The organism is Shinella sp. OV683 (assembly GCF_057787725.1).
The window spans coordinates 626829-649809 of record NZ_CM173543.1 but is presented as its reverse complement, the minus strand read 5'-3'; the positions used below and the strand labels follow the sequence as shown (position 1 = coordinate 649809).

General features: G+C 60.1%; 20 protein-coding genes. 9 read left to right on the top strand and 11 right to left on the bottom strand.

Features of this window, described 5'->3' with window-relative positions:
• Window positions 1–104: 104 nt before the first annotated feature.
• The 4 genes from ACXHRN_RS03125 to ACXHRN_RS03110 are packed head-to-tail and all read right to left on the bottom strand — an operon-like array spanning window position 105 to window position 5149.
• Window positions 105–656 (bottom strand): sarcosine oxidase subunit gamma, encoded by a 552-nt coding sequence (locus tag ACXHRN_RS03125; RefSeq protein WP_488639891.1) that lies wholly within the window; start codon window positions 654–656, stop codon window positions 105–107.
• Window positions 649–3609 carry a sarcosine oxidase subunit alpha family protein gene (locus tag ACXHRN_RS03120; RefSeq protein ID WP_488639890.1) on the bottom strand — a complete coding sequence of 987 codons (2961 nt, stop codon included), beginning with the start codon at window positions 3607–3609 and terminating at the stop codon, window positions 649–651. The genes ACXHRN_RS03125 and ACXHRN_RS03120 overlap by 8 nt, the downstream gene beginning before the upstream one ends.
• Entirely contained in the window at window positions 3606–3884 is a 279-nt protein-coding gene (locus ACXHRN_RS03115) for a sarcosine oxidase subunit delta (RefSeq protein WP_488639889.1), read from the bottom strand. Before ACXHRN_RS03115 ends, ACXHRN_RS03120 begins: the two co-directional genes overlap by 4 nt.
• 14 nt (window positions 3885–3898) lie before the next feature.
• The gene (locus tag ACXHRN_RS03110) at window positions 3899–5149 is read right to left on the bottom strand and encodes a sarcosine oxidase subunit beta family protein (protein WP_488639888.1); all 1251 of its coding nucleotides are present in this window, start codon (window positions 5147–5149) and stop codon (window positions 3899–3901) included.
• Window positions 5150–5509: 360 nt separating this feature from the next.
• Between ACXHRN_RS03110 and cysD the strand changes: the two genes are divergently transcribed.
• The 3 genes from cysD to cysQ are packed head-to-tail and all read left to right on the top strand — an operon-like array spanning window position 5510 to window position 9085.
• Window positions 5510–6409 carry a sulfate adenylyltransferase subunit CysD gene (cysD, locus tag ACXHRN_RS03105; protein WP_488639887.1) on the top strand — a complete coding sequence of 300 codons (900 nt, stop codon included), beginning with the start codon at window positions 5510–5512 and terminating at the stop codon, window positions 6407–6409.
• Window positions 6409–8301 (top strand): bifunctional sulfate adenylyltransferase/adenylyl-sulfate kinase NodQ, encoded by a 1893-nt coding sequence (nodQ, locus tag ACXHRN_RS03100; protein WP_488639886.1) that lies wholly within the window; start codon window positions 6409–6411, stop codon window positions 8299–8301. Before cysD ends, nodQ begins: the two co-directional genes overlap by 1 nt.
• 4 nt (window positions 8302–8305) lie before the next feature.
• Window positions 8306–9085: a 3'(2'),5'-bisphosphate nucleotidase CysQ gene (gene cysQ / locus ACXHRN_RS03095; RefSeq protein WP_488639885.1), complete on the top strand. Its 780-nt coding sequence runs from the start codon at window positions 8306–8308 to the stop codon at window positions 9083–9085.
• Between the two features lie 74 nt (window positions 9086–9159).
• Here cysQ and ACXHRN_RS03090 read toward each other — a convergent pair whose 3' ends face one another.
• The 3 genes from ACXHRN_RS03090 to ACXHRN_RS03080 all read right to left on the bottom strand — a co-directional run bounded on the left by ACXHRN_RS03090 (window position 9160) and on the right by ACXHRN_RS03080 (window position 14193).
• On the bottom strand, window positions 9160–10593 hold the full coding sequence (locus tag ACXHRN_RS03090; RefSeq protein ID WP_488639884.1) for a capsular polysaccharide export protein, LipB/KpsS family: 1434 nt from the start codon (window positions 10591–10593) through the stop codon (window positions 9160–9162).
• A 305-nt stretch (window positions 10594–10898) separates the two neighbouring features.
• Entirely contained in the window at window positions 10899–12926 is a 2028-nt protein-coding gene (locus tag ACXHRN_RS03085) for a capsule polysaccharide biogenesis protein (RefSeq protein WP_488639883.1), read from the bottom strand.
• A 34-nt stretch (window positions 12927–12960) separates the two neighbouring features.
• Window positions 12961–14193, bottom strand: coding sequence for a polysaccharide biosynthesis/export family protein (locus ACXHRN_RS03080; protein WP_488639882.1), 1233 nt, complete (start codon window positions 14191–14193; stop codon window positions 12961–12963).
• Between the two features lie 32 nt (window positions 14194–14225).
• On the opposite strand from ACXHRN_RS03080, the gene ACXHRN_RS03075 reads away from it, so the two are divergent.
• Window positions 14226–14459: a hypothetical protein gene (locus tag ACXHRN_RS03075; RefSeq protein WP_488639881.1), complete on the top strand. Its 234-nt coding sequence runs from the start codon at window positions 14226–14228 to the stop codon at window positions 14457–14459.
• A 27-nt stretch (window positions 14460–14486) separates the two neighbouring features.
• Here the strand turns inward: ACXHRN_RS03075 and ACXHRN_RS03070 are convergent, their stop codons facing one another.
• Window positions 14487–14669 carry a hypothetical protein gene (locus ACXHRN_RS03070; RefSeq protein WP_488639880.1) on the bottom strand — a complete coding sequence of 61 codons (183 nt, stop codon included), beginning with the start codon at window positions 14667–14669 and terminating at the stop codon, window positions 14487–14489.
• A gap of 177 nt (window positions 14670–14846) precedes the next feature.
• Complete coding sequence (locus ACXHRN_RS03065) at window positions 14847–15704, bottom strand: uracil-DNA glycosylase (protein ID WP_488639879.1); 858 nt, start codon at window positions 15702–15704, stop codon at window positions 14847–14849.
• A 196-nt stretch (window positions 15705–15900) separates the two neighbouring features.
• Here ACXHRN_RS03065 and galE point away from each other — a divergent pair, with 196 nt between their 5' ends.
• Together galE and ACXHRN_RS03055 are read left to right on the top strand one after the other, a co-directional pair.
• Window positions 15901–16893 (top strand): UDP-glucose 4-epimerase GalE, encoded by a 993-nt coding sequence (gene galE / locus ACXHRN_RS03060; protein ID WP_488639878.1) that lies wholly within the window; start codon window positions 15901–15903, stop codon window positions 16891–16893.
• A gap of 17 nt (window positions 16894–16910) precedes the next feature.
• The gene (locus ACXHRN_RS03055; protein WP_488639877.1) at window positions 16911–17294 is read left to right on the top strand and encodes an ACT domain-containing protein; all 384 of its coding nucleotides are present in this window, start codon (window positions 16911–16913) and stop codon (window positions 17292–17294) included.
• Here the strand turns inward: ACXHRN_RS03055 and ACXHRN_RS03050 are convergent, their stop codons facing one another.
• Window positions 17295–17744 (bottom strand): paraquat-inducible protein A, encoded by a 450-nt coding sequence (locus ACXHRN_RS03050; RefSeq protein WP_488639876.1) that lies wholly within the window; start codon window positions 17742–17744, stop codon window positions 17295–17297.
• Window positions 17741–18625, bottom strand: a complete 885-nt coding sequence (locus ACXHRN_RS03045; protein ID WP_488639875.1) for a DMT family transporter — start codon at window positions 18623–18625, stop codon at window positions 17741–17743. The genes ACXHRN_RS03050 and ACXHRN_RS03045 overlap by 4 nt, the downstream gene beginning before the upstream one ends.
• 177 nt (window positions 18626–18802) lie before the next feature.
• Here ACXHRN_RS03045 and ACXHRN_RS03040 point away from each other — a divergent pair, with 177 nt between their 5' ends.
• The 3 genes from ACXHRN_RS03040 to ACXHRN_RS03030 are packed head-to-tail and all read left to right on the top strand — an operon-like array spanning window position 18803 to window position 22975.
• Window positions 18803–20101, top strand: a complete 1299-nt coding sequence (locus tag ACXHRN_RS03040) for an adenylosuccinate synthase (protein WP_488639874.1) — start codon at window positions 18803–18805, stop codon at window positions 20099–20101.
• Window positions 20102–20152: 51 nt separating this feature from the next.
• The gene (locus ACXHRN_RS03035) at window positions 20153–22282 is read left to right on the top strand and encodes a hypothetical protein (RefSeq protein WP_488639873.1); all 2130 of its coding nucleotides are present in this window, start codon (window positions 20153–20155) and stop codon (window positions 22280–22282) included.
• 24 nt (window positions 22283–22306) lie between these two features.
• A complete protein-coding gene (locus tag ACXHRN_RS03030; RefSeq protein WP_488639872.1) occupies window positions 22307–22975 on the top strand; it encodes an HAD family hydrolase in 669 nt (222 codons plus the stop codon).
• Window positions 22976–22981: the final 6 nt, after the last annotated feature.

Genomic DNA, 22981 nt, shown 5'->3' with positions numbered 1-22981 from the left:
TTTTCAAAGCGGGGCAATTCTTGTCGCTCAGGCGAAAACAATTAGCCTGTTTGCGCCAAAATCGCAGTGATGGGCCGGCAAACCGCCGGCCCATCACCAGCCACTCATTGCTCGACGACGGCGAAGGACATTGCAAACTCACGGCCCGCTTGCTTCAGGTCGTGATAAAGGCTCTCCGCGAAGCTGCGCGCGCCGACGATCTCGAATTCAGTCTCACCCGTGCGAGCGAGGTTGATCGTCAGGTGACCGAAGGCCATGTTGGCCGATGTGCCAACCGGCAGCCCCTCACCTGCGATATCGACAGATACACCCTTCATCAGGATGTCGATGGCGTCGGGGCCCTTGAGACGAAACAGCGTGCGCCCATGGCTCTGGTCGACGACCAGGGCGGCTGCCGGATCGACTTTCGGTGCTGCGTCCATGCTGACCGCGACCCAGTCACCGGGACCGACGAAGCGAAGCGCGATGCCCGGCGTTGCGGCAAGTTGGTTCTTGACCTCGCCGTTCCTGCCGCGAAATGCCTGGACCGTATAGATCTTGGCTGCCTCGACCAATTCCAGGTGATTGGCACCCGGCATCTCGATGCCATGAACGGTGCTGTCGGTCAGCGGGTGGCGGGAAATCATCGTATCCGGCATCGCAGTCACCTCATCCATTGAGCTTGGTGTTTTCAGGATCGTAGAACACTGTCGAGCCGATCACGCATTCGGTTTCCATGCCGCGGATCTTGTCCCAGACGACAACGGTCTCTCCCATGCGCTCGCGGCCCGACTTGACGAAGGCGAGCGCGATCATGTGACCGAGCGCCGGCGAGAAGCAGACGGAAGACACCCAGCCCTGATCGTTGGCGGTCGAAGCGACAGCACCGGTCTTGAGGATATGCGCCCCGGACTTGATCTCCGCCTTCGGATCGACAGGCCTCAGACCCACGAGTTGGGCACGATCGGCTGCTCTCATGCCGTAGCGGTCGAGCAGGCGCTTGCCGATGAAGTCTGTCTTGGTGGCCGAGACCATCTTGCCGAGGCCGACATCGTCGGCGGTCACGCGGCCGTCGAGTTCGGCATGGGTGACATGGCCCTTCTCGATGCGCATGACGTTCAACGCCTCGACGCCATAGGCGCAGATACCATCCGCCTTGCCGGCCTCCATGACCGCATCGGCGACAGCCTCGCCGTATCCCGCAGGTACACCCAGTTCGTAGGCCAGTTCGCCCGAGAACGAGATGCGATAGAGTCGCCCGACCACGCCGCTTTTCAGCGTGATTTCCCGCGCCGCCATGAACGGAAACGCCTCGTCGCTGAGATCGTCTGATATGACCGCCTGCAGGATGTTGCGGGCCTTGGGGCCAACCACGGACATCTGCGCCCACTGGTCGGAGACCGAGATGTAGCGCACGTCGAGATCGGGCCATTTGGTCTGGTGGAAATACTCCATATGCGCCAGCACTTCGGCGGCATAGGCCGTCGTCGTGGTGATGAAGAAGTGGTTCTCCGACAGCCGGCTGACCGTACCGTCGTCGTAGACGACACCGTCCTCGCGCAGCATCAGCCCGTAGCGCGCGCGGCCCACCGGCAGCTTCAGCATCGGGTTGGAATAGAGCCGGTTGATGAACTCGGCGGCATCGGGGCCTGCGACCTCGATCTTGCCGAGCATCGACACATCGCAGATGCCCGCGGCCTGGCGGACAGTCTTCACTTCGCGGTCGACACTTTCGCGCCAGCCGGTTTCGCCGGCGCGCGGGAACCACGACGAGCGGTGCCAGAGGCCGGTCACCACCGTCACCGCGCCATTCTTCTTGGCCCAGTTATGCAGTGGCGACAGCCGGTCCGGCATCGCATGTTCGTGCTTGGAGGCACCCACGAGCGCACCAAAGGTCACCGGCGTGTAGAATGGCCGGAACGTGGTTATGCCGGTGTCGCGCGGCGTGAGGCCCTGCATCGAGGCCAGGATTGCCGACGCGTTGACATTGCCGAGCTTGCCCTGATCGGTCGCCATGCCATTGGTCGTATAGCGCTTGGCATGTTCGACATGACCGTAGCCTTCGCGGATCGACAAGCTCAGATCCTTCACATGCACGTCGTTCTGGTAGTCGACGAACGCCTTGGACTTGGCGCCGGAGACATACCACAGCGCCGAAAAACCCTGCCCCGCCTCGCCTTCGACTTCAGGCTTGTCATAGGCTGCGGCCGTCTTGCCGAGTGCCTCAACTGCCACAACACCCTTGGCCCAGCCGTCGGCGAGGCATGCACCGAGCCCATATTCGCCAGCCGCAGCGCCGGCCGGCTGGAAGGCCGGATCGCTGACCGGCGCCACAAAAGCCGCAAGCTCATCGGACCAGACCGGCTTTGCACCCCGCTGGCAGAGAAGATGGATGATCGGGCTCCAGCCGCCGGAAGATGCCAGCGCATCGCATTCGAGCGAATCGACATAACCGGACCGATCAAACACCAGGCCCTTGACCCGCAAGCTGCCCTTGGTATCGACCACCTTGCCGCCCATGAGCGTCCGCACGCCAGCCGGAGCGACATCGTCGGCCTGGGCGCGGCTGTCGATCAGCGCTGAAATCTCGATGCCTTGTGCTACCAGATCGCGGGCAGTCTCGTAGCCCGACGCACCATTGGTGAAGATTGCCACCTTCTTGCCGACAGCGACGCCATAGCGATTGGCATAGGTGCGGATGGCCGACGATGTCATGACGCCCGGACGGTCATTGCCGCCGAACACCAGGGGCCGCTCCTCGGCACCGCTGGCCAGGATCGCGCGCTTGGCCGCAATGCGCCACAGGCGTTCCACCGGCCGTTCCTGTGCCGGTATCGCGACGTGCTTCTGCACCCGTTCGACCGCGCCGAACACCATGTCGTCGTACCAGCCGAACACGGTGGTGCGAGCCATCAGCGTCACATTGTCGAGCGACTTCAGTTCCGCGACCACACCCGCGGCATAGTCCGTTGCCGACTTGCCGCCAATCGAGGCACGGGTCGAAAGCAGCGAGCCGCCGAGCCGGAAGCTTTCATCGGCAATAATGACGCGCAAGCCGGCACGACCGGCCGCAAGCGCCGCATTCAGGCCGGTCGGGCCTGCACCGACAACCAGCAGATCGCAATGTGCCCAGCACTTTTCATAGGAGTCCGGATCGGCCTCCGTGATCGCCAGCTTGCCGAGACCTGCCGCCTTGCGGATGAAGGGCTCGTAGACCTTCTCCCAGAATGCCTTCGGCCACATGAAGGTCTTGTAGTAGAAGCCCGCTGACAGGAACGGCGACAGCAGCGAATTGGCGCTGCCGATATCGTATTTCAGCGACGGCCAGCGATTCTGGCTGGCTGATATCATGCCCTGATGCAGTTCTGCCATCGTGGCGCGCGCATTCGGCTCCGAACGGCCGCCCTCGCCGATCGTCATGATCGCATTGGGTTCGGCAGAACCGGCAGTAATCACGCCACGCGGACGGTGATACTTGAAGCTGCGGCCGACGAGCAGCACGTCATTGGCGATCAGCGCCGAGGCCAGCGTGTCGCCGCCATAGCCCTTGTAGGCCTTGCCGTCGAACTTGAAGCTTATGTCGTGGTTGCGGTCGATGATACCGCCGGAGGAAAGACGATAAGCGCTCATGCCTCGCCTCCCGCATAGGTGGCCTGCGCATCGGTGACCGAAAATACCTGATGCGAAACGGTATCGCGTTCGACGATCAGCCAGCGGCGGCAGCCAGCAAGATGCTGCCAATACTCCTTGTGCAACCCCACCGGATTGTTGCGGATAAACACATAGTCCGCCCATTCCTTGTCGGATGCTTCGACAGCGGGCCGATGCACGGTCGCATCGCCCTTGATGGTGAATTCGTCTCTGGCGCGGACGCCGCAATGCGGGCAGTGGATAAGGCTAGCCATGATACTTCACGCCCTTAATGCAGATTGGGTTGAGGGCCTTTGCCGCCCTCGTCGATCGAATAGCCGCGCTCGAAGCGGTCGAGCCGCATTTCACGCGTCACCGGATGCGGCTCGTTCTTGGCAATCAGATGCGCGAACGTGAAGCCCGATGCAGGCGTCGCCTTGAAGCCGCCATAGCACCAGCCGGTATTGAGGTAGAGGTTTGGCACCGGCGTCTTGTCGATGATCGGCGAGCCGTCCATGCTCATATCCATGACGCCGCCCCAGGTACGCAGCACCTTGGCGCGCGACAGGCCGGGGATCATCGACAGGCCCGTCTCGAACACATGCTCAACGGTGTAGAGGCCGCCGCGACGCGCATAGGAATTGTAGCCGTCGATATCGCCGCCGAACACCAGGCCGCCCTTGTCGGATTGCGAGATGTAGAAATGACCCATGCCGAAGGTGATGACATTGTCGATTGCCGGCTTCAGCCCTTCGCTGACGAAGGCCTGAAGCACATGGCTCTCCACCGGCAGGCGGAGATCGACCATGTTGGCCGTGATGGTCGAATGGCCAGCCGTGGCCAGCGCCAGCCGGTTGCAGCCAATCGTGCCCTTGCTCGTCTCGACGCCGGTAACCACGCCGTTCTTGCGGACGATGCCGGTGACTTCGCAATTCTGGATGATGTCGACGCCACGCATGTCGGCGCCGCGACCATAGCCCCAGGCGACCGCATCATGGCGCGCCGTACCGCCGCGACGCTGCATCAATCCGCCGAAGATCGGGAAGCGCGCATGCTTGAAGTTCAGGAACGGAGCGATTTCCTTCAACTGCTCGGGATTGAGCAGCTCCGCATCAGCACCTTCCAGCAGCGCCGAGTTGCCACGCCGCGCATAGGTGTCGCGCTGGCCGTCGGAATGAAAGAGGTTGATCACGCCGCGTTGCGAGATCATGGCGTTGTAATTGAGATCCTGCTCGAGGCCTTCCCAAAGCTTCATGGAGAGCTCGTAGAACGGCTCGTTGCCCGCAAGCATGTAGTTGGAGCGAATGATCGTGGTGTTGCGGCCGATATTGCCGGACCCGAGCCACGATTTTTCCAGCACCGCGACATTGGTGATGCCGAATTCCTTGGCGAGGTAATAGGCGGTCGCCAGGCCGTGGCCACCGCCGCCGACGATGATGACGTCATAGTGCGGCTTGGGCGTGGGCTCGCGCCATTGCGGCGTCCAGCCCCGGTTTCCCCGAAGCGCCTCCTTGAAAATGGAAAAGGCCGAAAAGCGCATTCTTCGTTCCACTCATTTTGATTGGCGAGGCGGAAGCCGCCTCCTCAGTTGCAAAGACCATGCCGCACCGCCCACATGACTTCTATACACAATGAGACATGTAATTAGCAATTTGGGCCAGCAGGTCTTTGGCCGCATTTAGTTCGGTCACGTCGGGAAAAGATCAGAGATGTTTCTTGTGCGCCTGTCTCCTCGCGGCCGAAATATGCGGAAAAAGTCGCAATCGAGTTTCCTATTCCATCCAGTTATAAGACGCCAAAACGCCTCATTTGCAGTCAAAGAGGTTGCCTCACCGGGACAAAATCACTAAACGCACTTCAAACCTTTCGCGACAGCGATTTAGCGGAGTAAAAGCCGAACATGTCACTGACCCATCTTCAGCGCCTAGAGGCTGAGGCCATTCATATTTTCCGCGAAGTGGCCGCGACGTTTTCCAATCCCGTCATGCTCTATTCGATCGGCAAGGATTCGTCCGTCATGCTTCATCTGGCGATGAAGGCGTTCTATCCCGCCAAGCCGCCGTTCCCGTTTCTGCATGTCGATACTGGCTGGAAATTCAAGGAGATGACCGCATTCCGCGACAAGATGGCCAAGGAGCTCGGCATCGACCTTCTCGTCCATATCAATCCGGATGGCGTCGCCCAGGGCATCGGCCCGTTCACCCACGGTTCCAACACCCATACCCATGTGATGAAGACGCTGGGCCTGCGCCAGGCACTCGACAAATACGGCTTCGACGCAGCCTTCGGTGGCGCTCGCCGTGACGAAGAGAAGTCCCGCGCCAAAGAGCGAATCTTCTCCTTCCGCAACGCGCAGCATTCCTGGGATCCGAAGAATCAGCGCCCGGAGATGTGGAAAACTTACAATACCCGCGTCGGCCAGGGCGAATCGATCCGGGTTTTCCCGATCTCCAATTGGACCGAGCTGGACATCTGGCAGTATATCATGAAGGAGAACATCCCGATTGTTCCCCTGTATTTCGCTGCCAAGCGCCCGGTCGTCGAGCGCGACGGCATGCTGATCATGGTCGACGACGACCGCATGCCTATTGGCCCTGATGACGTAATCGAAAACAAGCTGGTTCGCTTCCGTACGCTCGGCTGTTATCCCCTGACAGGCGCGATCGAATCCGATGCTGCCGACCTGCAGGAAATCGTCCGCGAAATGCTGACGGCGCGCACATCGGAACGCCAGGGGCGCCTGATCGACAAGGACGAAGCGGGCTCGATGGAGAAGAAGAAGCGCGAGGGGTATTTCTGATGGACGTTTCAATCGCAAATGACGTCTCCGGCGATATGATCGAATACCTGCGCGAGCAGGAAAAGAAGTCGATGCTGCGCTTCCTGACCTGCGGCTCGGTGGACGATGGCAAGTCGACCCTGATCGGCCGCTTGCTCTATGACACCAAGCTGATCTTCGAAGACCAGTTGGCCACACTCGAGCGCGACAGCCTCAAGCATGGCACCGATGGCGAAAACATCGATTTCGCGCTCCTGGTCGACGGCCTCGAAGCCGAGCGCGAACAGGGCATCACCATCGATGTCGCCTATCGATTCTTCGCCACTTCCAAGCGCAAGTTCATCGTCGCCGACACCCCAGGCCACGAGCAATATACCCGCAACATGGCCACCGGCGCCTCGACCGCCGATCTCGCAGTCGTGCTGGTCGATTCCCGCCAGGGGATTCTTCGCCAGACGCGCCGCCATTCGTTCATCGCCTCGCTGCTCGGCATTCGCCATATCGTGCTCGCCGTCAACAAGATCGACCTGATGGACTATTCGCAGGATGTCTTCGACACGATCGTAACCGACTACATGGAATTCGCCAGGGATCTCGGTTTTGCGACGATCCAGCCGATCCCGATGTCGGCCCGCTTCGGCGACAACGTCACGATGGCCTCTCCGAAAATGCCGTGGTACAGCGGCCCGACACTGCTCGGCCATCTGGAAGACGTACCGGTTGAAAACGACTATCTCGACAAGCCGTTCCGCTTTCCCGTGCAGTATGTCGTGCGCCCGAACCTCGACTTCCGCGGCTTTGCCGGCACCATAGCGTCCGGTCGAATCGCCGCCGGCGACAAGATCACCGTTGCCAAGTCGGGCCAGGAATCGCGCATCAAGGAGATCGTCACGCATGGCGGCAATCTCGACAGCGCCGTCGAAGGCCAGGCCGTCACCATCGTGCTGGAAGACCAGATCGACATCTCGCGCGGCGACATGTTGGTCGATCCCTCAAATCGCCCGCATGTGGCCGACCAGTTCCAGGCGCGCATCGTCTGGTTTGACGCCCATCCGATGATCCCGGGCCGTTCCTACATTCTCAGGACTGAGGTCGACAGCGTCAGCGCCACCATCACCACGCTCAAGCACCATGTGAACATCAACACATTCGCGCATGAGGCGGCCAAGCACCTCAACATGAACGAAGTGGGCGAGTGCAACATCTCGACCCAGTCGCCGATCGCATTCGACGCCTATAAGTCGAACCGCGTCTCCGGCAACTTCGTGCTGATCGACCGCTTCACCAATGCGACCGTCGGCGCCGGCATGATCGATTTCCCGCTGCGCCGCGCCTCCAACGTCCATTGGCAGGCGATGGAAGTCAACAAGGATGCCCGCGCTGCGCTGAAAAGCCAGAAGCCGGCCATTGTCTGGTTCACCGGCTATTCCGGTTCCGGCAAGTCGACCGTTGCCAACAATTTGGAAAAGCTGCTCACCGCACAGGGCAAGCACACCTTCATGCTCGATGGCGACAATATCCGCCACGGCCTGAACCGCGACCTCGGCTTCACTGATGACGACCGCGTTGAAAACATTCGCCGCGTCTCGGAAGTCGCCAAGCTGATGGCCGATGCCGGCCTGATCGTCATCGTCTCGTTCATCTCGCCCTTCCGCTCGGAACGGCAGATGGCGCGTGACCTGTTCCCAGAAGGCGAATTCATCGAGGTCTTCGTCGATACGCCGCTGGAAGAGTGCATCAAGCGCGACCCCAAGGGCCTTTACAAGAAGGCGCAGGCCGGCGAGATCGAGAACTTCACCGGCATCTCATCGGCTTACGAAGCGCCGGAGAACCCGGAAGTGCATCTCCATACGCTGGGCCACGAACCCGCCGAAATGGCCGTGATCATCGAAACCTACTTGAACAAGCGGTAAGCGAATGCTCGACACACTGGAAACACTCGCCCTTGCCGCGGGCAAGGCCATCCTCGACGTCTACAGCGCCGGGCCGAACGTCACCTACAAGAATGACTGCTCGCCGGTGACCGAAGCCGACGAGCGTGCCGAAGCCATCATCCTTGAAGGTCTCGGCAAGGCGTTCCCGGATATCCCGGTCGTGGCCGAGGAAGCTGCGGCTGCCGGCCATATCCCCGACGTCTCGGGCAAGCGCTTCTTCCTCGTCGATCCGCTCGACGGCACCAAGGAATTCATCAATCGCCGCGACGACTTCACCGTCAACATCGCGCTGATCGAGAATGGCGTACCGGTGGCCGGCATCGTCTACGCGCCAGCAAAGAAGGTCGCCTATACCGGCGCGAATGGCGCCGCCGAGAAGCTCCAGATCGCCGATGATCTCAGCATCGTATCGCGCGCGCCGATCGGCTGCCGCACGAGAGGCGAAACGCTGACCGCCGTTGCCAGCCGCTCGCACAATTCACCGGAAACTGAAGCGTTTCTCGCCGAACAGGGTATTTCCTCGACCACTTCTGTGGGCTCGTCACTGAAATTCTGCCTGGTTGCGGAAGGCGTGGCGGATGTCTATCCGCGCTTCGGTCGCACGATGGAATGGGATACGGCAGCCGGTGACGCGGTTTTGCGCGCAGCCGGCGGCCTGACGGTCAATCCTGACAGCACTGCATTCCGCTATGGCAAGACCAACCAGTCCACCGACAGCGATTTTGCCAACGGCAATTTTATTGCTTGGGGTGTGAAGCCCTGAACCGGCACTGAAAAAGTGGCGAGATAATAAAAAGGCCCGGTTTTCCGGGCCTTTTTCATAAGCACGAAAGGGGTCTATCGTTCGCCGGAAATCTTGGCGTTGCCAAAGACACCGCTGATCACTTCGCCAGCCTTGGCCAGGACGCGAGCCCGACCCACAAGCGCCGCTTCGATCTTTTCGCGCATGGCGACGATCGCGCCTTCGACGCCATCTTTGGCATAGTAATCACCACCAGCCAGACACTCGTGATGGATCCAGCTGAGATAGCGTTGACGAAGATCGTTCGGCGCAACACGACCCTCATGCCAGAATCGGTCGAGATCCATGCCTCGCTCGACACAGAATGCCAGGTCCTCGTGACGATAAAGCGCCTGGCCCATCACCGCCAGCGGCACGCCGTGATGCAGCGCCGAGAGGCCCGATGTGGAATTGATGGTGATCATGCCGGCGGAATGACGGGTCAGCAGGCTGAGTGAGCCACCATCCAGCACATGCACGCGGTCTTTCACATCGTTGAGCGCGCTGACCTGGCGGATGAAGTTCCAGTCGCGTGTATGTCCACGCTCCATCGGGTGGATCTTGAAAACCAGTTGATGGTCAGAGGGTGCATTGCGCGCAAAAGAGACGATGGTCTTGAGAATGAGCTTCTGGTTGTTCCAGCTGTTGGCCGCACGGCCCAGTTGGGTGTCGTCGTGCACCTGCAGCGGCACGATGAAGAAGCGCTTGTCGTGATGCTCGAGCAGCCGCTCGGAGACGCGATAGTTGCGGCCGACATGGGCAAACTTGCGATAGTAGTTCTTGAACCAGTAAAAGCCTTCCGACACCAGTGTACGCTTGTGCTTGTGGAAAAGTTTGCGTTCGCCGGGTGTCGAGATCAGGGCGCGGATGGTGAAATACTGCAGCGCACTCCAAGCCATGGCGCTGAAGGAGCCGGAGCAAAGCACCGCTTTCGGGCCGTCAATGCGAGGCGAATTGAAGGTCTCGGGCGGAAGTTGTCCCGCAATCGGCGAACGCCAATTGTTTCCGCCGAGTTCCATCGTCACATAGCCCGGACGGATATATCCCTCTTCGAGACACAGGACAGGAATGCCGGCACTTTCGGCACATTCAAGCGCAATGCGATGCACGAGACGATCCGCCCCGAACAGCACCACCGCATCAAAACCGTTTTCCCTCAGGATTTCCGTAAACCAGCCACGCCAATTGTCCGGGGAGCCCGAGAAATTCAGCGACTTCTCGCCACGCGAGTAGAGCCGGTCGCCAGCATTGAAGCAGACGCGCCAGGCATCGAATCCATTGGCGTTCAGATGCTCTTGCGCACGGCGGAAGAAATGGCCAACAGGCCCCTGCAGCATAACAACGCGCGGGGAATTCTTGTTGGGAAACACACGTCGGGCTCGCCCGATAAAAGGCAATGTGATCAGCCCCTTGGATCGGCCAGATGCATTCCGCGGGCGTTGCCGCGAAGCCGAACCGTTCTGGCCGTTTTCATCATAGGGCAGGGTCATATGGTAATGCTTGAACCTTGATGAGGATGGATTTGCCGCCTGAACTGCTCTTTACATAATGATGATGCTTTTTCAACCGCTTGAAGAGAGGTCGAAATGACCTGATGTAACAAAGACACAGGAGTCTGTCTGACACCGATCGCAGGCTAGGAGCAATTCGTTACCAAAGTGTGAAATTGTTGCAACGCAGAAAAGATCGGTAACAACCTGAAATATAGGGCTTAATCCTGCTGGCCGCCCACAACGCCCCATTTTGGAACACATGCGGGGCCGACAAGCCCACGGAATAAGGGGCGGGATAACGGCTAGTTGCGGCCATCACGTATTTTGACGGCTGAACGATTAATTGATTGGAAAACCTGCTGCCGGACCCGCGTCAGCCATCCGACCGGCACGACACGGTTCAATGCGATCTCTTCGACAAGCTCCTCCGGCGTGCACGGCATCGCGCTCAGCGGATGTATGTAGAACGGATAGAGGATGAGAGTCGCTGCGGCGAGCATCTCCATGCTCACCTCGCGGCGACGCCGCGGCACCTTGAGTCGATCATCCGTCAGCCCCCAACCGGCATAGAACGGAATGCCATGCACCCCGACCGGTTTCCTCCGTATCAACGCCTCGAAGCCGGCAAGCGATGTCATGGTCTCCAACCGGTCGCACCAGGAGATCCAATGCTTTATGTCCCCTTCGCGGACGATGATATCGGCATCCGTGGGCGTCTCGCCCCCTGAGCGGAGCCCGGTCGTCACATCAGGGTGTTCCTTGTAGGCAAGGAAAGCATCCGGGTAGAGCTTGCGGACAGCCGCCACCAGGGCCTTGTTGGTCTTCACCTCCGGTGAGCCGAACCTGATGGATGCGTCCTTTTCGACCTGACCGGGAACAAGGATGCGAAGGTGCCCCTCGCCCACATCGGGTAACGCAATGTCGGTCCCGACATTGTATTTCGACACGCCGCGCTTAACGATCATGTCAACCAGCCTAGCCGCCCGTTCGGTGAGTTCAGCCGGAAACTCGTGATTGGCTATGAGATGTTCGAGCCGGCTTTCACCTCGCGCGTCGTAATAGACATGCTCGTCATCCATCGCCAGCGAACAGGGCAGCGCCAGGTTGGCGCCAAGTCCGCGCGAGCGGATGAACCCATCCTCGAACCGGACCGCCGCAACGCCGTGCGGGAGCGGTCGCGACGACCCCCAGACGGCGACCTCCCCGGAATTTTTCCTGGCCAGGTCGACCGCTCTGGAGAATCGCTGGCAGTGAATGGGCTTGCCCTGCGGTCCCTCGATGAATGGAGAGAGCGCCTTACGCTTCCAGGGCGAAAGACCGCCGGTATAGACGCGGGTCTCGATGCGGTTGCGCTGATCGCGCACGGTGCGCATCTGCTCAAGCGCCCGCTCGATCGCCACCGGCTGGCGGTCGTGCAGGTCGAGATAATGCGAATAGCCGATATAGGCAGCGTGGAATATCTGCGCCACCGAACGTGCCGGTCGCGCGGCCGGCGCGGCGCAATGGTCTTCGGTCAATCCCCGGTGGGAGTAGTAGGTAACACCGAAAGAATGCACCTTGCGGCCCGCCATCAGTGCCTCGAAACCGAGCTGGCTGGAGACCGTGTAGACGGCGTCGGCATTTTCCAGCAGCGGCCACGGATTCATTCGGCCCGGCGTCACGACCTCGATACCAAGCTTGCGCGCGCCGGCGAGAATCAGGCTGTTGTTGGCCGCGGGATGCGTTCGGACGACCAAAGTCGCAGTCGGATACTCCGCATGTGCATGTTCCACCATTCGGGCGAAGGCGCCCTCGTCGGCAAGTGCTGCCGCGATCGAAGCATCGCCTGCCACCTGGTCGACGAGCAGCACATAGGGCCTGCCCTGCGGCACGCCGGCATCCGACAGACCGACAAGCGGCGAATTGTTGTATTTGGAAATACGATTCTCGCAAATGAACGCCATCGAGGCCTCGGCGCGGGCAACCTGCGTCGCGTCGAGATCCGGTCGCTCGATCAGGCCAGCAAGATCGTTGCCGTGAGTGGCGTCGAAATAGATGCCGCGCCGGTCGATGATGAAACTGTGGGCGGGGTCACCCCGGCCGGGCGCGTAGCTTTTGAGAAAACCATCCTCGAATGTGAGGACGTCCTTGCCATGCAAGGCACCAAGTCTCAGCGCCCTCAACCCCGATGGCCGCCGGCCCCAGCCGATAAAGCCGTCGATGGAAGACGTCGCACAAAACGGCCAGAGCAAAATCTCGGCGCCCAGCAGGATGGAGAGATCGCCGCGCTGTTCCCAAAGGCCGCGCGATGTCACTGCATAGCGCGGCAGACCGGTGGTGGCGGATATCATTTCCATCCTCCCGGAGTTGCCGGGCCACTTGCCATCAATGGGTTTCGAGGTACTGAATATCCCGGCCGATACGGATCGGCGATGCAATCAGCGCCATGAACTTCGCGAAGTCCGTAGACGGATGATGCGACACGTATAGCACATCCCTGTTTCGGATTGGGAACGACTGGGTGACGATGTAGCTCTGTGGATCGGTCATGTCGACACGATAGACAATCGGATAACGACCGTCCTTGTTGGCCATCATGCCCTTGGCAAGCAGGTCGTTAAACCGGCTGTCGCCGACGACTTGGCGATAGACAGGCTCATATTCGTAGCGAAACACGAAATAGCCCTTGGGGTCGGCGAGATCCGAGCGCGGACCGCCGGCGAGCGCAGCCGCTTCAACCAAGCTGAGCGTGCCGGCCGCAAATGGAATCTTGCCTGCCTTGCCTGCGGTGCCGACAGAGCCGAGCGCGGTAAATGTCTGCGGATCGTAGGTCAGGAAAATCTTGTCGCGAGGACTGATAAAGACATCGTCCTTCGGGTTGTCGATGACGCTCTGCAAGAGAACCGTGCTGGATTTTCGGCCACGGGTCAGAGTGACATAGGTTTCATAAGCCTGCTGCTTGGGGCCGCCAGCCATGGCAATGGCGCTCGTGAGAGGGACGGCGGCGAGCCCGAGCTGCACCATCTGCGGAGCACCGACCGCACCCTGCACCGAAACGGCGCGGGAAAAGTTCTTGGTCATGTTGACGATGACATCGGGTTCGACTGCCTTGGCCTTCAAGGCGTTGGCTATTTCCTGGCGTGCGCCTTCCAGCGTCTTGCCTGCAAACAGGACCGAGCCGGCATAAGGGATCTGGCCGTGGCCGTCGGGCTGGACCACGACAGGCACATTGGTGGCCTTGCTGTTGGTGGTCGAGAACAGACCGTCCGGGCCTGCCTCGAAGATCGTTACCTGAAGCTCGTCGCCGACGCCGATCACCGGCGTTCCGGGGGCACCACCGACACCGAAGGTCCTGACAAGCGAGGGCTGTCCGAGCTGCGTGACCGAGTTGGAAACGCGCTGATCGACCTGCACGACATCGAATTTGGTATCGCTTTGCGGGATCGAGTAAGCCTTGTCGCCGGTCGACGACTTTTGGATTTCCGACGCGGTGGGGCCGTCGTTCGGCACGACGGTGCTACAGCCGGCTGCCACACCCACTGACAACGCCGTAACGACGCCCATCGCAAATTTTGCAAGATTAGCCAGCCGCTTGGTGGTCATTACCGCTTGACGCATTTCACTCAAATTCCCTCCGGCGGCGCATTTGCATGGCCACCCCGTTCCCGGCAGGCAATATCGGCCTGAATGTCTTTCTTTTCGAAAGTCGATTCCGGCTCCAATGTTTTTCGATCAAACGTATTTCACGCTTGAGTCCGAATTTGCAACAATTCTCTTGCACATTCGTTAAGCCAATGAAAGCGCCGACCGGCGGATTACTACGCCTATCCCTCTATAAAGCGCTGCATTTTCAACCGAGTGCGGCAAAAACAGCGCAAAATTGACGCATACTGTTTCTTACAATCGGTTGTTTATTTTGAATAGGTGCGCCCGGGAAAGTCCTGTGGACGAAGCCTTGCGGCAAAGCCTAGCGCCGTCAATTGCTCATTAGCCGGCGAAGGTTTGCGATTGAACAGCGCTTCCCGATTGCCGGGACTGGTGCGCTGTCTCAGGGTTTCATAACCCGAATGGATAGGACGGTGAATCTCACGCATCTTGGTATTCCTTTTCTATCCTCCCGGGGCGAATCTTATATTGCATTGCATCAATGTATGTTGCGACGCAGCAATATTCAATTTCAGCGCACGCTATTTGTGGAAGGTGACGGCTTTGTGTCCGCCTGCGTGGCATCTATGCCACACTTCACTTGATTATAAGAAAAGGAAATGGATTCAGCCGGTTATTTCGGCGCGGAACGCCAGCAGATCCTGCCAGACGAGGCGTTTGTTGAGTGGTGTGGAAATAATATCTTGAGGATGAAAAGTCGCCAGCATTGGCATTTTTGTACCTCCCACATCGATATCGATCCGCTTGCCACGCAGCGCATGAATGCCTTCCATCGACCCCGAAAGCATCTTGGCGGGATAATTGCCGAGCGCGAGAACCGCGGCCGGCTTGAGAATTTCCAACAGGCGCATGTTGAATGGCCGGCAGATTTCCGTCTCATGCGCTGTCGGCGCACGGTTTCCCGGCGGCCGCCATGGAATGAGATTGAACATCATCACATCATCAGGCGGAATGGCGATTCCTGCCAGCATTCGAGCGAGCATCGTCCCCGATGCTCCCGAAAACGGCGTGCCGTCGCGGTCGTCATCCGCACTCGGCACACCCCCGGCAATGGCGAAACGCGCAGTGGGACTGCCGCTCATGAAGGCGACATTGCGCGCGCCGTTGCGCAGATTGCAGCCGGTGAAGGCTGCCACAGCCTCGGCGAGCTCATCCAGCGTCATCGCCTGTGCGGCCAGTCGCTGCGCCTCCGCAATCGCCTCGGCATCAGGTATCGCCACGACCTGCGGGCGCGGCGGCGCCACTGGCTTTTCGGCCGGCCGTTGGCGTTCCATTGCCGGAGCCGCCGCGGTTCGTTCCGGCTCCCGCGCTGGCGCGGCGCGCCTGGCCTCCAGCGCCGCGAACTCGGCGAAGCGATCGACCGGCTCGGCTTCCAATACCCACTCCACGCCCGATTCCGCATAGAAATGCAGGAGTTGGGCGAGTTCATACGCATTGAGCTGATCGGCGGAAGAGACGTTCATGCCCCATCAATAAGGCTTGCAGTCGCGTTTGGAAACGCAATTCTGTGACTGCCGGCCGGAAGTCACAGCCGATCTTTCCGAGGATAGACTCTCGTATGTGGGCAATGTTGGCTCGGAGAAGATTGGCCGGCGTCATTTACTGGAAGCGATTTCCGGGCTAGAAACCGCCCACGAAAAGTTGGAACGGGATGAACATATGACAGTTTTGGTGACTGGCGGCGCAGGCTACATCGGCAGCCACATGGTATGGGCACTCCTCGATGCGGGCCAGGATGTCGCGGTGATTGACCGCCTTTCGACCGGTTTCCGCTGGGCCATCGCCCCCGAGGCAAAGTTCTATGCCGGCGATATCGCCGACGAATCGTTGCATGAGAAGGTCTTCACCGAAAACAACATCGACGCCATCATCCATTTCGCGGGCTCGATCATCGTGCCGGAATCGGTGTCCGATCCGCTTTCCTATTATGAAAACAACACCGTCAAGTCGCGGGCATTGATCGCGGCTGCGGTCAAATACAAGGTGCCGCATTTCGTCTTCTCGTCCACGGCAGCAGTCTATGGCACGCCGGACGAGCCGGAACCTGTGCTAGAAAGCGCCCGGCTCAATCCGGAATCGCCTTACGGCTCGTCCAAGCTGATGACCGAGATCATGCTGCGTGACGCCGCCAACGCCTATGACTTCACCTATACGGCACTGCGCTATTTCAACGTCGCCGGTGCCGATCCGCGCGGCCGCACCGGCCAGTCCACAGTCGGTGCAACCCATCTGATCAAGGTCGCGGGCGAGGCTGCACTCGGCAAGCGCACCCATATCGACGTGTTCGGCACCGATTACCCGACACCGGACGGCACTTGTGTGCGCGACTACATCCATGTCAGCGATCTCGCCAACGCCCATCTCAAGGCATTGGAACGCATGCGCGCCGGCGGCGGCTCGATGATTGCCAATTGCGGCTACGGCACCGGCTTCTCCGTTCTCGAAGTGCTGGAAACGGTCAAGAAAGTGCACGGCAAGGAGTTCGACGTCCGGCTTGCCGGCCGCCGTGCGGGCGATGCCGTGATGATCGTCGCAAATCCCTCGCTCGCCAAGCAGGAACTCAATTGGGTGCCGCAATACGATGATGTCGAATTCATCGTGAAGACCGCACTCGACTGGGAAGCCCATCTCGGCAAGCGCAACGACCGCTAAGCAAGGGGAGCGTAGCGTTGGCGGCGAAGGTTAAGTTGAAGCGATTGGCCGGAGAATATGCCGTCTCTCGACTGGATGCGTCGTCCCGCTTTCCCGATTGGGCCGACGGCGCAGGCTTTCTCAGTATCTGCCGCAGTGATGACGAACTGTCCATCGTTTGCCTCGCAGAGCGCGTGCCGGACGATGTCCGCAGCGACGGCGGATGGACATGCTACAAGCTTGTTGGACCATTTGCCTTCGATGAAACCGGCATCGTTTCATCGGTCATCGGTCCATTGTCAGACAGCGGTCTCGGAATTTTTGTCGTTTCGACCTTCGATGGCGATCATCTGTTGCTGAAGACCGAGAGCATCCGGCAGGCGGAAGCCACGCTGCTTGCCGCCGGTCACACATTGGTCTGATCAGACCGTGCGCCGCGATACTATCCATTGGATAATCGAGGTCATCAGTGCCGACCCCGCATAAAACCACAGGCCAGCCTCGGTAAACGCATTGGCGAGGCCGGATGTCTTGGCTGCCGCGATGACGATCGCCACCAGCATCACATCCATCATCGACCATTTGCTGAGAAACGGCACCAGCTTGGCAAACCAGCCTTTTTCAACACCGACACCTTCAAGTGCCTCGGCCGCGATCGCCACCATCTTTGCCAATGGAAAGACAATCGAGAACAGACCGACCAGGCCAGCAAGCGCATAGTCTCCATTGTCGTAAAGCGAGCCGACGATGCCGAGCAGCGACGGATTGTCTTCAAAGAAATACAGCTTTTCGAATGTTACCAGCGGCAGCGTGATGCCCAGCGCAAACGACAGCGGCGCCAGCACGAACAGCAGCGGCAGCAACAGTTTCATCGGCGTCCCCATTCGGCAATCCAGATACCGGCCATGACCATTACCATGGCGACGAGATGGAATGACTGCAACGGCTCACCCAGGAAAACCAGCGAGAGCAGGATACCGAAGATCGGAATGGCGTTTATGAACAACCCGGCACGGTTGGAACCGATCAGTTCTACGCCCTTGACCCAGAGAATCTGCGACATCAGCGATGGAATGGTTCCAGTGTAGAGGATTGCCAGCCAGCCGATGGCGTCAGGCCTGATGAAACGGCCGGCGACCACTTCGCTTGCAAGCAGTGGCAGGCAAGCGAGCGCGGCCCCGAGCGCCGAGACCGCCATCAAGGTCTTCCAATGCACGGGCGGCTTCCAACGCAGGGCGACACTGTAGCCGGCATAGAGAATCGCCGCGACCAGCATCAGTCCGTCGCCGACATTGAGATGGATGCCGCTGATCGATGACAGGGAACCGTTCGTCGCCGTCAGCGCCACGCCAAGCAGCGTCAGCGTAAAGCCGACGAACTGCGCCAACCCCACCCTGATGCGGAACAGCACGAAATTGGCGAGGAAAATGATACCCGGAATGCCGGCCTGTTCGATGACGCAATTGATTGCCGAAGTGGTTTTCAGCGCGGTATAGAGCAATGCGTTGAAGCCGGCAAAGCCCACCGCGCCATAGCCGAGCATCAGCAGCCAATGCTTGCGGATCTCCGGCCAGTCCTTGCGGATCTGCGGAACGGAAATGGCCACGATCAGGACAAGGGCAAGCGTCCAGCGCGCCGCCGACAGCGTGAAAGGTGCGATATGGCCAACCGAAAACTTGCCCATCACCGCATTGCCGCCCCAGCCTAGCGTGGTAAGCAACAGGAAAATATAGGCTTTCACGTATGTCGGCATGGAATCACTGATCAGGAGGGCGAGGCAGCCCGTCCAATATCGTCGCGACGCCGCCCGTGTCACGCAAAAAGCCGAATCCCGTGCAAATACAGGGTCGCTTTCCTGATTTGAACGAAGTATATGTGCGCGGGTTTGTGAGGGCGGCCTTCCGTCCGGGTCTTTGACAGGAAATATCAGATGGCGAATGTGGTTGTAGTCGGTTCACAATGGGGCGACGAGGGCAAGGGCAAGATTGTCGATTGGCTCTCCGAGCGCGCGGACATCGTCGTCCGTTTCCAGGGTGGACACAATGCCGGCCATACGCTGGTGATCGATGGAACCAGCTACAAGCTGTCGTTGCTGCCGTCGGGTGTCGTGCGTCCGGGCAAGCTTGCCATCATCGGCAACGGCGTCGTCATCGACCCACATGCACTGATTGCCGAGATCGCCAAGCTTGGCGCCCAGGGCGTCAAGATCACCCCTGAAAATCTCCGCATCGCCGACAATGCCACGCTGATCCTGTCGCTGCATCGCGAACTCGACGGCATCCGCGAGGACGCGGCCTCCAATTCCGGCACCAAGATCGGCACCACCCGCCGCGGCATCGGCCCGGCTTACGAGGACAAGGTTGGCCGTCGCGCCATCCGCGTCACCGATCTCGCCGATCCCGACTCGCTCGGCCTCAAGGTCGATCGCCTGCTGACCCACCACAATGCGCTGCGCCGCGGCTTGGGCGAAAAGGAAATCAGCCACGATGCCATCATGACCGAACTGACATCGGTTTCCGCGCAGATCCTGCCGTTCTCGGAAACTGTCTGGGCGCTGCTCGATCGCGAACGCCGCAAGGGTGCGCGCATCCTGTTCGAAGGCGCACAGGGCACATTGCTCGATGTCGACCACGGCACCTATCCCTTCGTGACCTCCTCCAACACGGTCGCGGGCCAGGCTGCCGCCGGATCCGGTATGGGTCCTTCTGCCCTCAATTACGTCCTCGGAATCACCAAGGCCTACACGACCCGCGTCGGCGAAGGCCCCTTCCCCACCGAGCTCAAAGACGAGGTCGGCCAGTTTTTAGGTGAGCGTGGTCATGAATTTGGCACAGTTACCGGTAGAAAGAGACGGTGCGGCTGGTTCGATGCCGCGCTCGTGCGCCAGTCGGTTGCCACGAACGGCGTCACCGGCATCGCGCTCACCAAGCTCGATGTGCTCGACGGGCTGGATGAATTGAAGATCTGCACCGGCTACATGCTCGATGGTGTGGAGATCGACCATCTTCCCGCAGGTCAGGCAGCGCAAGCCCGGATCCAGCCGGTCTATATAACACTGGAAGGCTGGAAAGAATCGACCGTCGGCGCACGCAAATGGGCCGATCTTCCGGCACAGGCGATCAAATATGTTCGCCAGGTGGAGGAATTGATTGGTGCGCCGGTGTCGCTGCTGTCGACCAGCCCGGAGCGCGACGACACGATTCTCGTCACCGACCCGTTTGAAGATTGATCCGACGCGCTGGGCTTCTAGAACCCGGCGCGGAGATTAGAGAAAGACCATATGGCGGATTTTATTGCAGTCATCCGACGCGCCGTTGACGGCCTGAGCGACAATACGCCCGAAATGCGGGCCAAGGTCTACGAACGTGCGCGCTCGGCCGTTGTCCGGCAGCTCGAAAACATGAAGCCCCGGCCCCCCGAGGTCATGTTCCAGAAGCAGCTCGACAAGCTGGATGCCGCCATCCGCGAAGTCGAGCAAGAACACGCCGAAGCTTTGCCGGCAGAAACCGCCGTCGTCGAAGAAGCTTCCGTCGATGAAACACCTGTCGAACAGGCCCCTGAGCCCGAACAGGTTCAGACAGCTCCGGCCGAAGTTGCCGCCGAACAGCCAGCCGCAACGGAACCGGAGCCCGCCCGTCAGGAAAGCGTCGATGACTTCCTCGAGCCCGCTCAAGAGGTAGCACCTGTCCCCGATCAGGCACCCGTAGAGCAGGAACTGCAGGCAGACGAACAGCCGGTTGAAAAGGCCGAGCCCGAAGCTGAGACCCAGGCAGCGGTGTCCTATGGCGACGACACGATCTCGTCGGCGCCGGTCGTTGAAGACCATCACGAAGACCAGGTCATCGCGGCCGATCCCTTCCATGCCGAGGTTCAGGCCGAGAGCGCGCAGACCCAGGAGGCCGCCGCAGCGCCTACGAACTGGGCTGTCGATATCGACGAGGAGCCTCAAGTCGTTCCGCCAGACGAAGACGAGTCTGCCGTGCCGATGCCGAAGGTGTCCTACGACGAAAACGATGTCGTTTCCGGGTTCAACGAATTCGTTCAGCAGGAAATGAACCGCTCCGTCGTGCCGCCTCCGCCGAAAAAGGCGGAGAAGGAAGAGTTTTCCTGGGACGCACCTTTTGACGATCTTCCTGAGGTCACCAAGCCGGCCGCGTTCGAGGAAGCGCTGGAAGCCAAGCAGAAGGAGCTTGCCTCTCAGGCTGCGGCGCGCGAAGCGGCGGCCAAAGCTCAGCCCAGTGCTCGCGAAGAGCTTGAAGACATCATCGGTTTCGACCGCGGTCCGATCGCCGTACCAAAATCGGCATCTGCAACGGCCACCAGTGATTTGCCGCCCGACGTCGCGCGCGCGGTCAACAAGCTGGAAGGCAAGTCCTTCCGGCACCAGAAGAAGAAAAAGAAGAATCGCTTCAACCCGATGGTTATCGGCCTGGGTGTGGTCGGCGCGCTCGTGCTCGGTGGCGGCGCCTATGCGCTCTGGCACTACAAGGACAATGTGTCCGCTATGGTCGCCAACATCATGCCGGCCAGCGACACGACCAAGCCGGCGGATAAATCCACGACCGATGCAAAGGCCGTCGACACCGCAGCCGAAAAGACGGCAACCGACAAACCCGCCGACGCCGCCAAGAATACCGAAGTCGCTTCGCTCGATACCGGTCCGCAGAAATTCACCCAGCGGCTGATGCCGGATGGATCGGAAGCCGACACCAGCAAGTCCAAGCTGCCGGTCGACCAGGCTCTGAAGGAAGGCAAGAACGTCTTCGGCCAGACCGAGCCGGGCAAGGATGTCGCCTCTGCCGACGGCAAGACAACAACGGATGCCGGCAAGGCAGCGGCCAACGCTCCGGCACTTGCCGCGACCCAGAAGATGTTCCTCTATGAGGAGCGCCTCGGCCAGACATCGCCGGTCGCAGTACCCGGCACCATCGTCTGGAGCGAGAAGAACGAGACTGTCGAGGGCAAGCCCGAGCCGACGATCGAGGCGCAGCTCGATATTCCCGAGCGCAAGATTACAGCGCTGATGACCTTCAAGCGCAACACCGACCCGTCGCTGCCGGCCAGCCACATCATCGAGATCGTCTTCGCCATGCCCAAGGATTTTGCCGAAGGCAATGTCGAGAGCATCCAGCGCGTCGCCTTCAAGCCGACGGAGCAGGATCGCGGCGACGCATTGGTCGCAGTTCCGGCCAAGATCACCGACGATTTCCACATGGTGGCGCTCAACGACGACGCCGAGGCACGCAAGGCCAATCTCGAGCTTATGAAGCGGCCCTGGATCGACATTCCGATCACCTATCGCAATGGCCGCCGCGCACTGATCACGCTGGAAAAGGGCGCCACCGGCACCGCTGTGTTCGACAAGGTGCTCTCCGAATGGAACGCTCTGGGCGACCAGTCGGCCAACTAATCCCTCTTCTGACATCGGACGATCATGCTGCAAAAAGTGACCCAGAAATCCTACGCTGCCCTGTTGTTCGACATGGACGGCACGCTCCTCAGTTCTATCGAGGCGGCAGAACGCGTCTGGGGTAGCTGGGCCGAGCGTCACGGCCTGGATGTCGCGGCCTTCCTGCCGACCATCCACGGCGTCCGCGCCGAGGACACAATCCGCAAGCAGAACATTCCGAACATCAATATCGATGCCGAGGTGCAGTGGGTCACCGAAGCGGAATACAATGATGTCGGCGGTATCATCCCGATCGATGGCATCGCTGCCTTTCTGCAATCCTTGCCGGCAGACCGCTGGGCGATCGTCACATCAGCCTCGCTCGATCTCGCCAGCCGCCGGCTGAAGGCCGCCGGTATCGCAACGCCCGATGTCGTGGTGACGGCCGAGGATGTGGCGAAGGGCAAGCCCCATCCCGATCCGTTCCTGCTGGCCGCTGAAAAGCTTGGCGTATCTGCCGCCGATTGCCTGGTGTTCGAAGATGCACCTGCGGGCATCCAGGCGGCAGAAGCCGCCGGCGCCGATGTCATGGTTATCAAGGCCACCCACCAGCACCCGATGGAAACGCCACACTCTTCGATCGACGACTATGCGTCGATCACGATCGGGCTGGATCAGTCTGGCTGGATCAAGATCGTCCAAAAGGTAGGCTGATAGGAA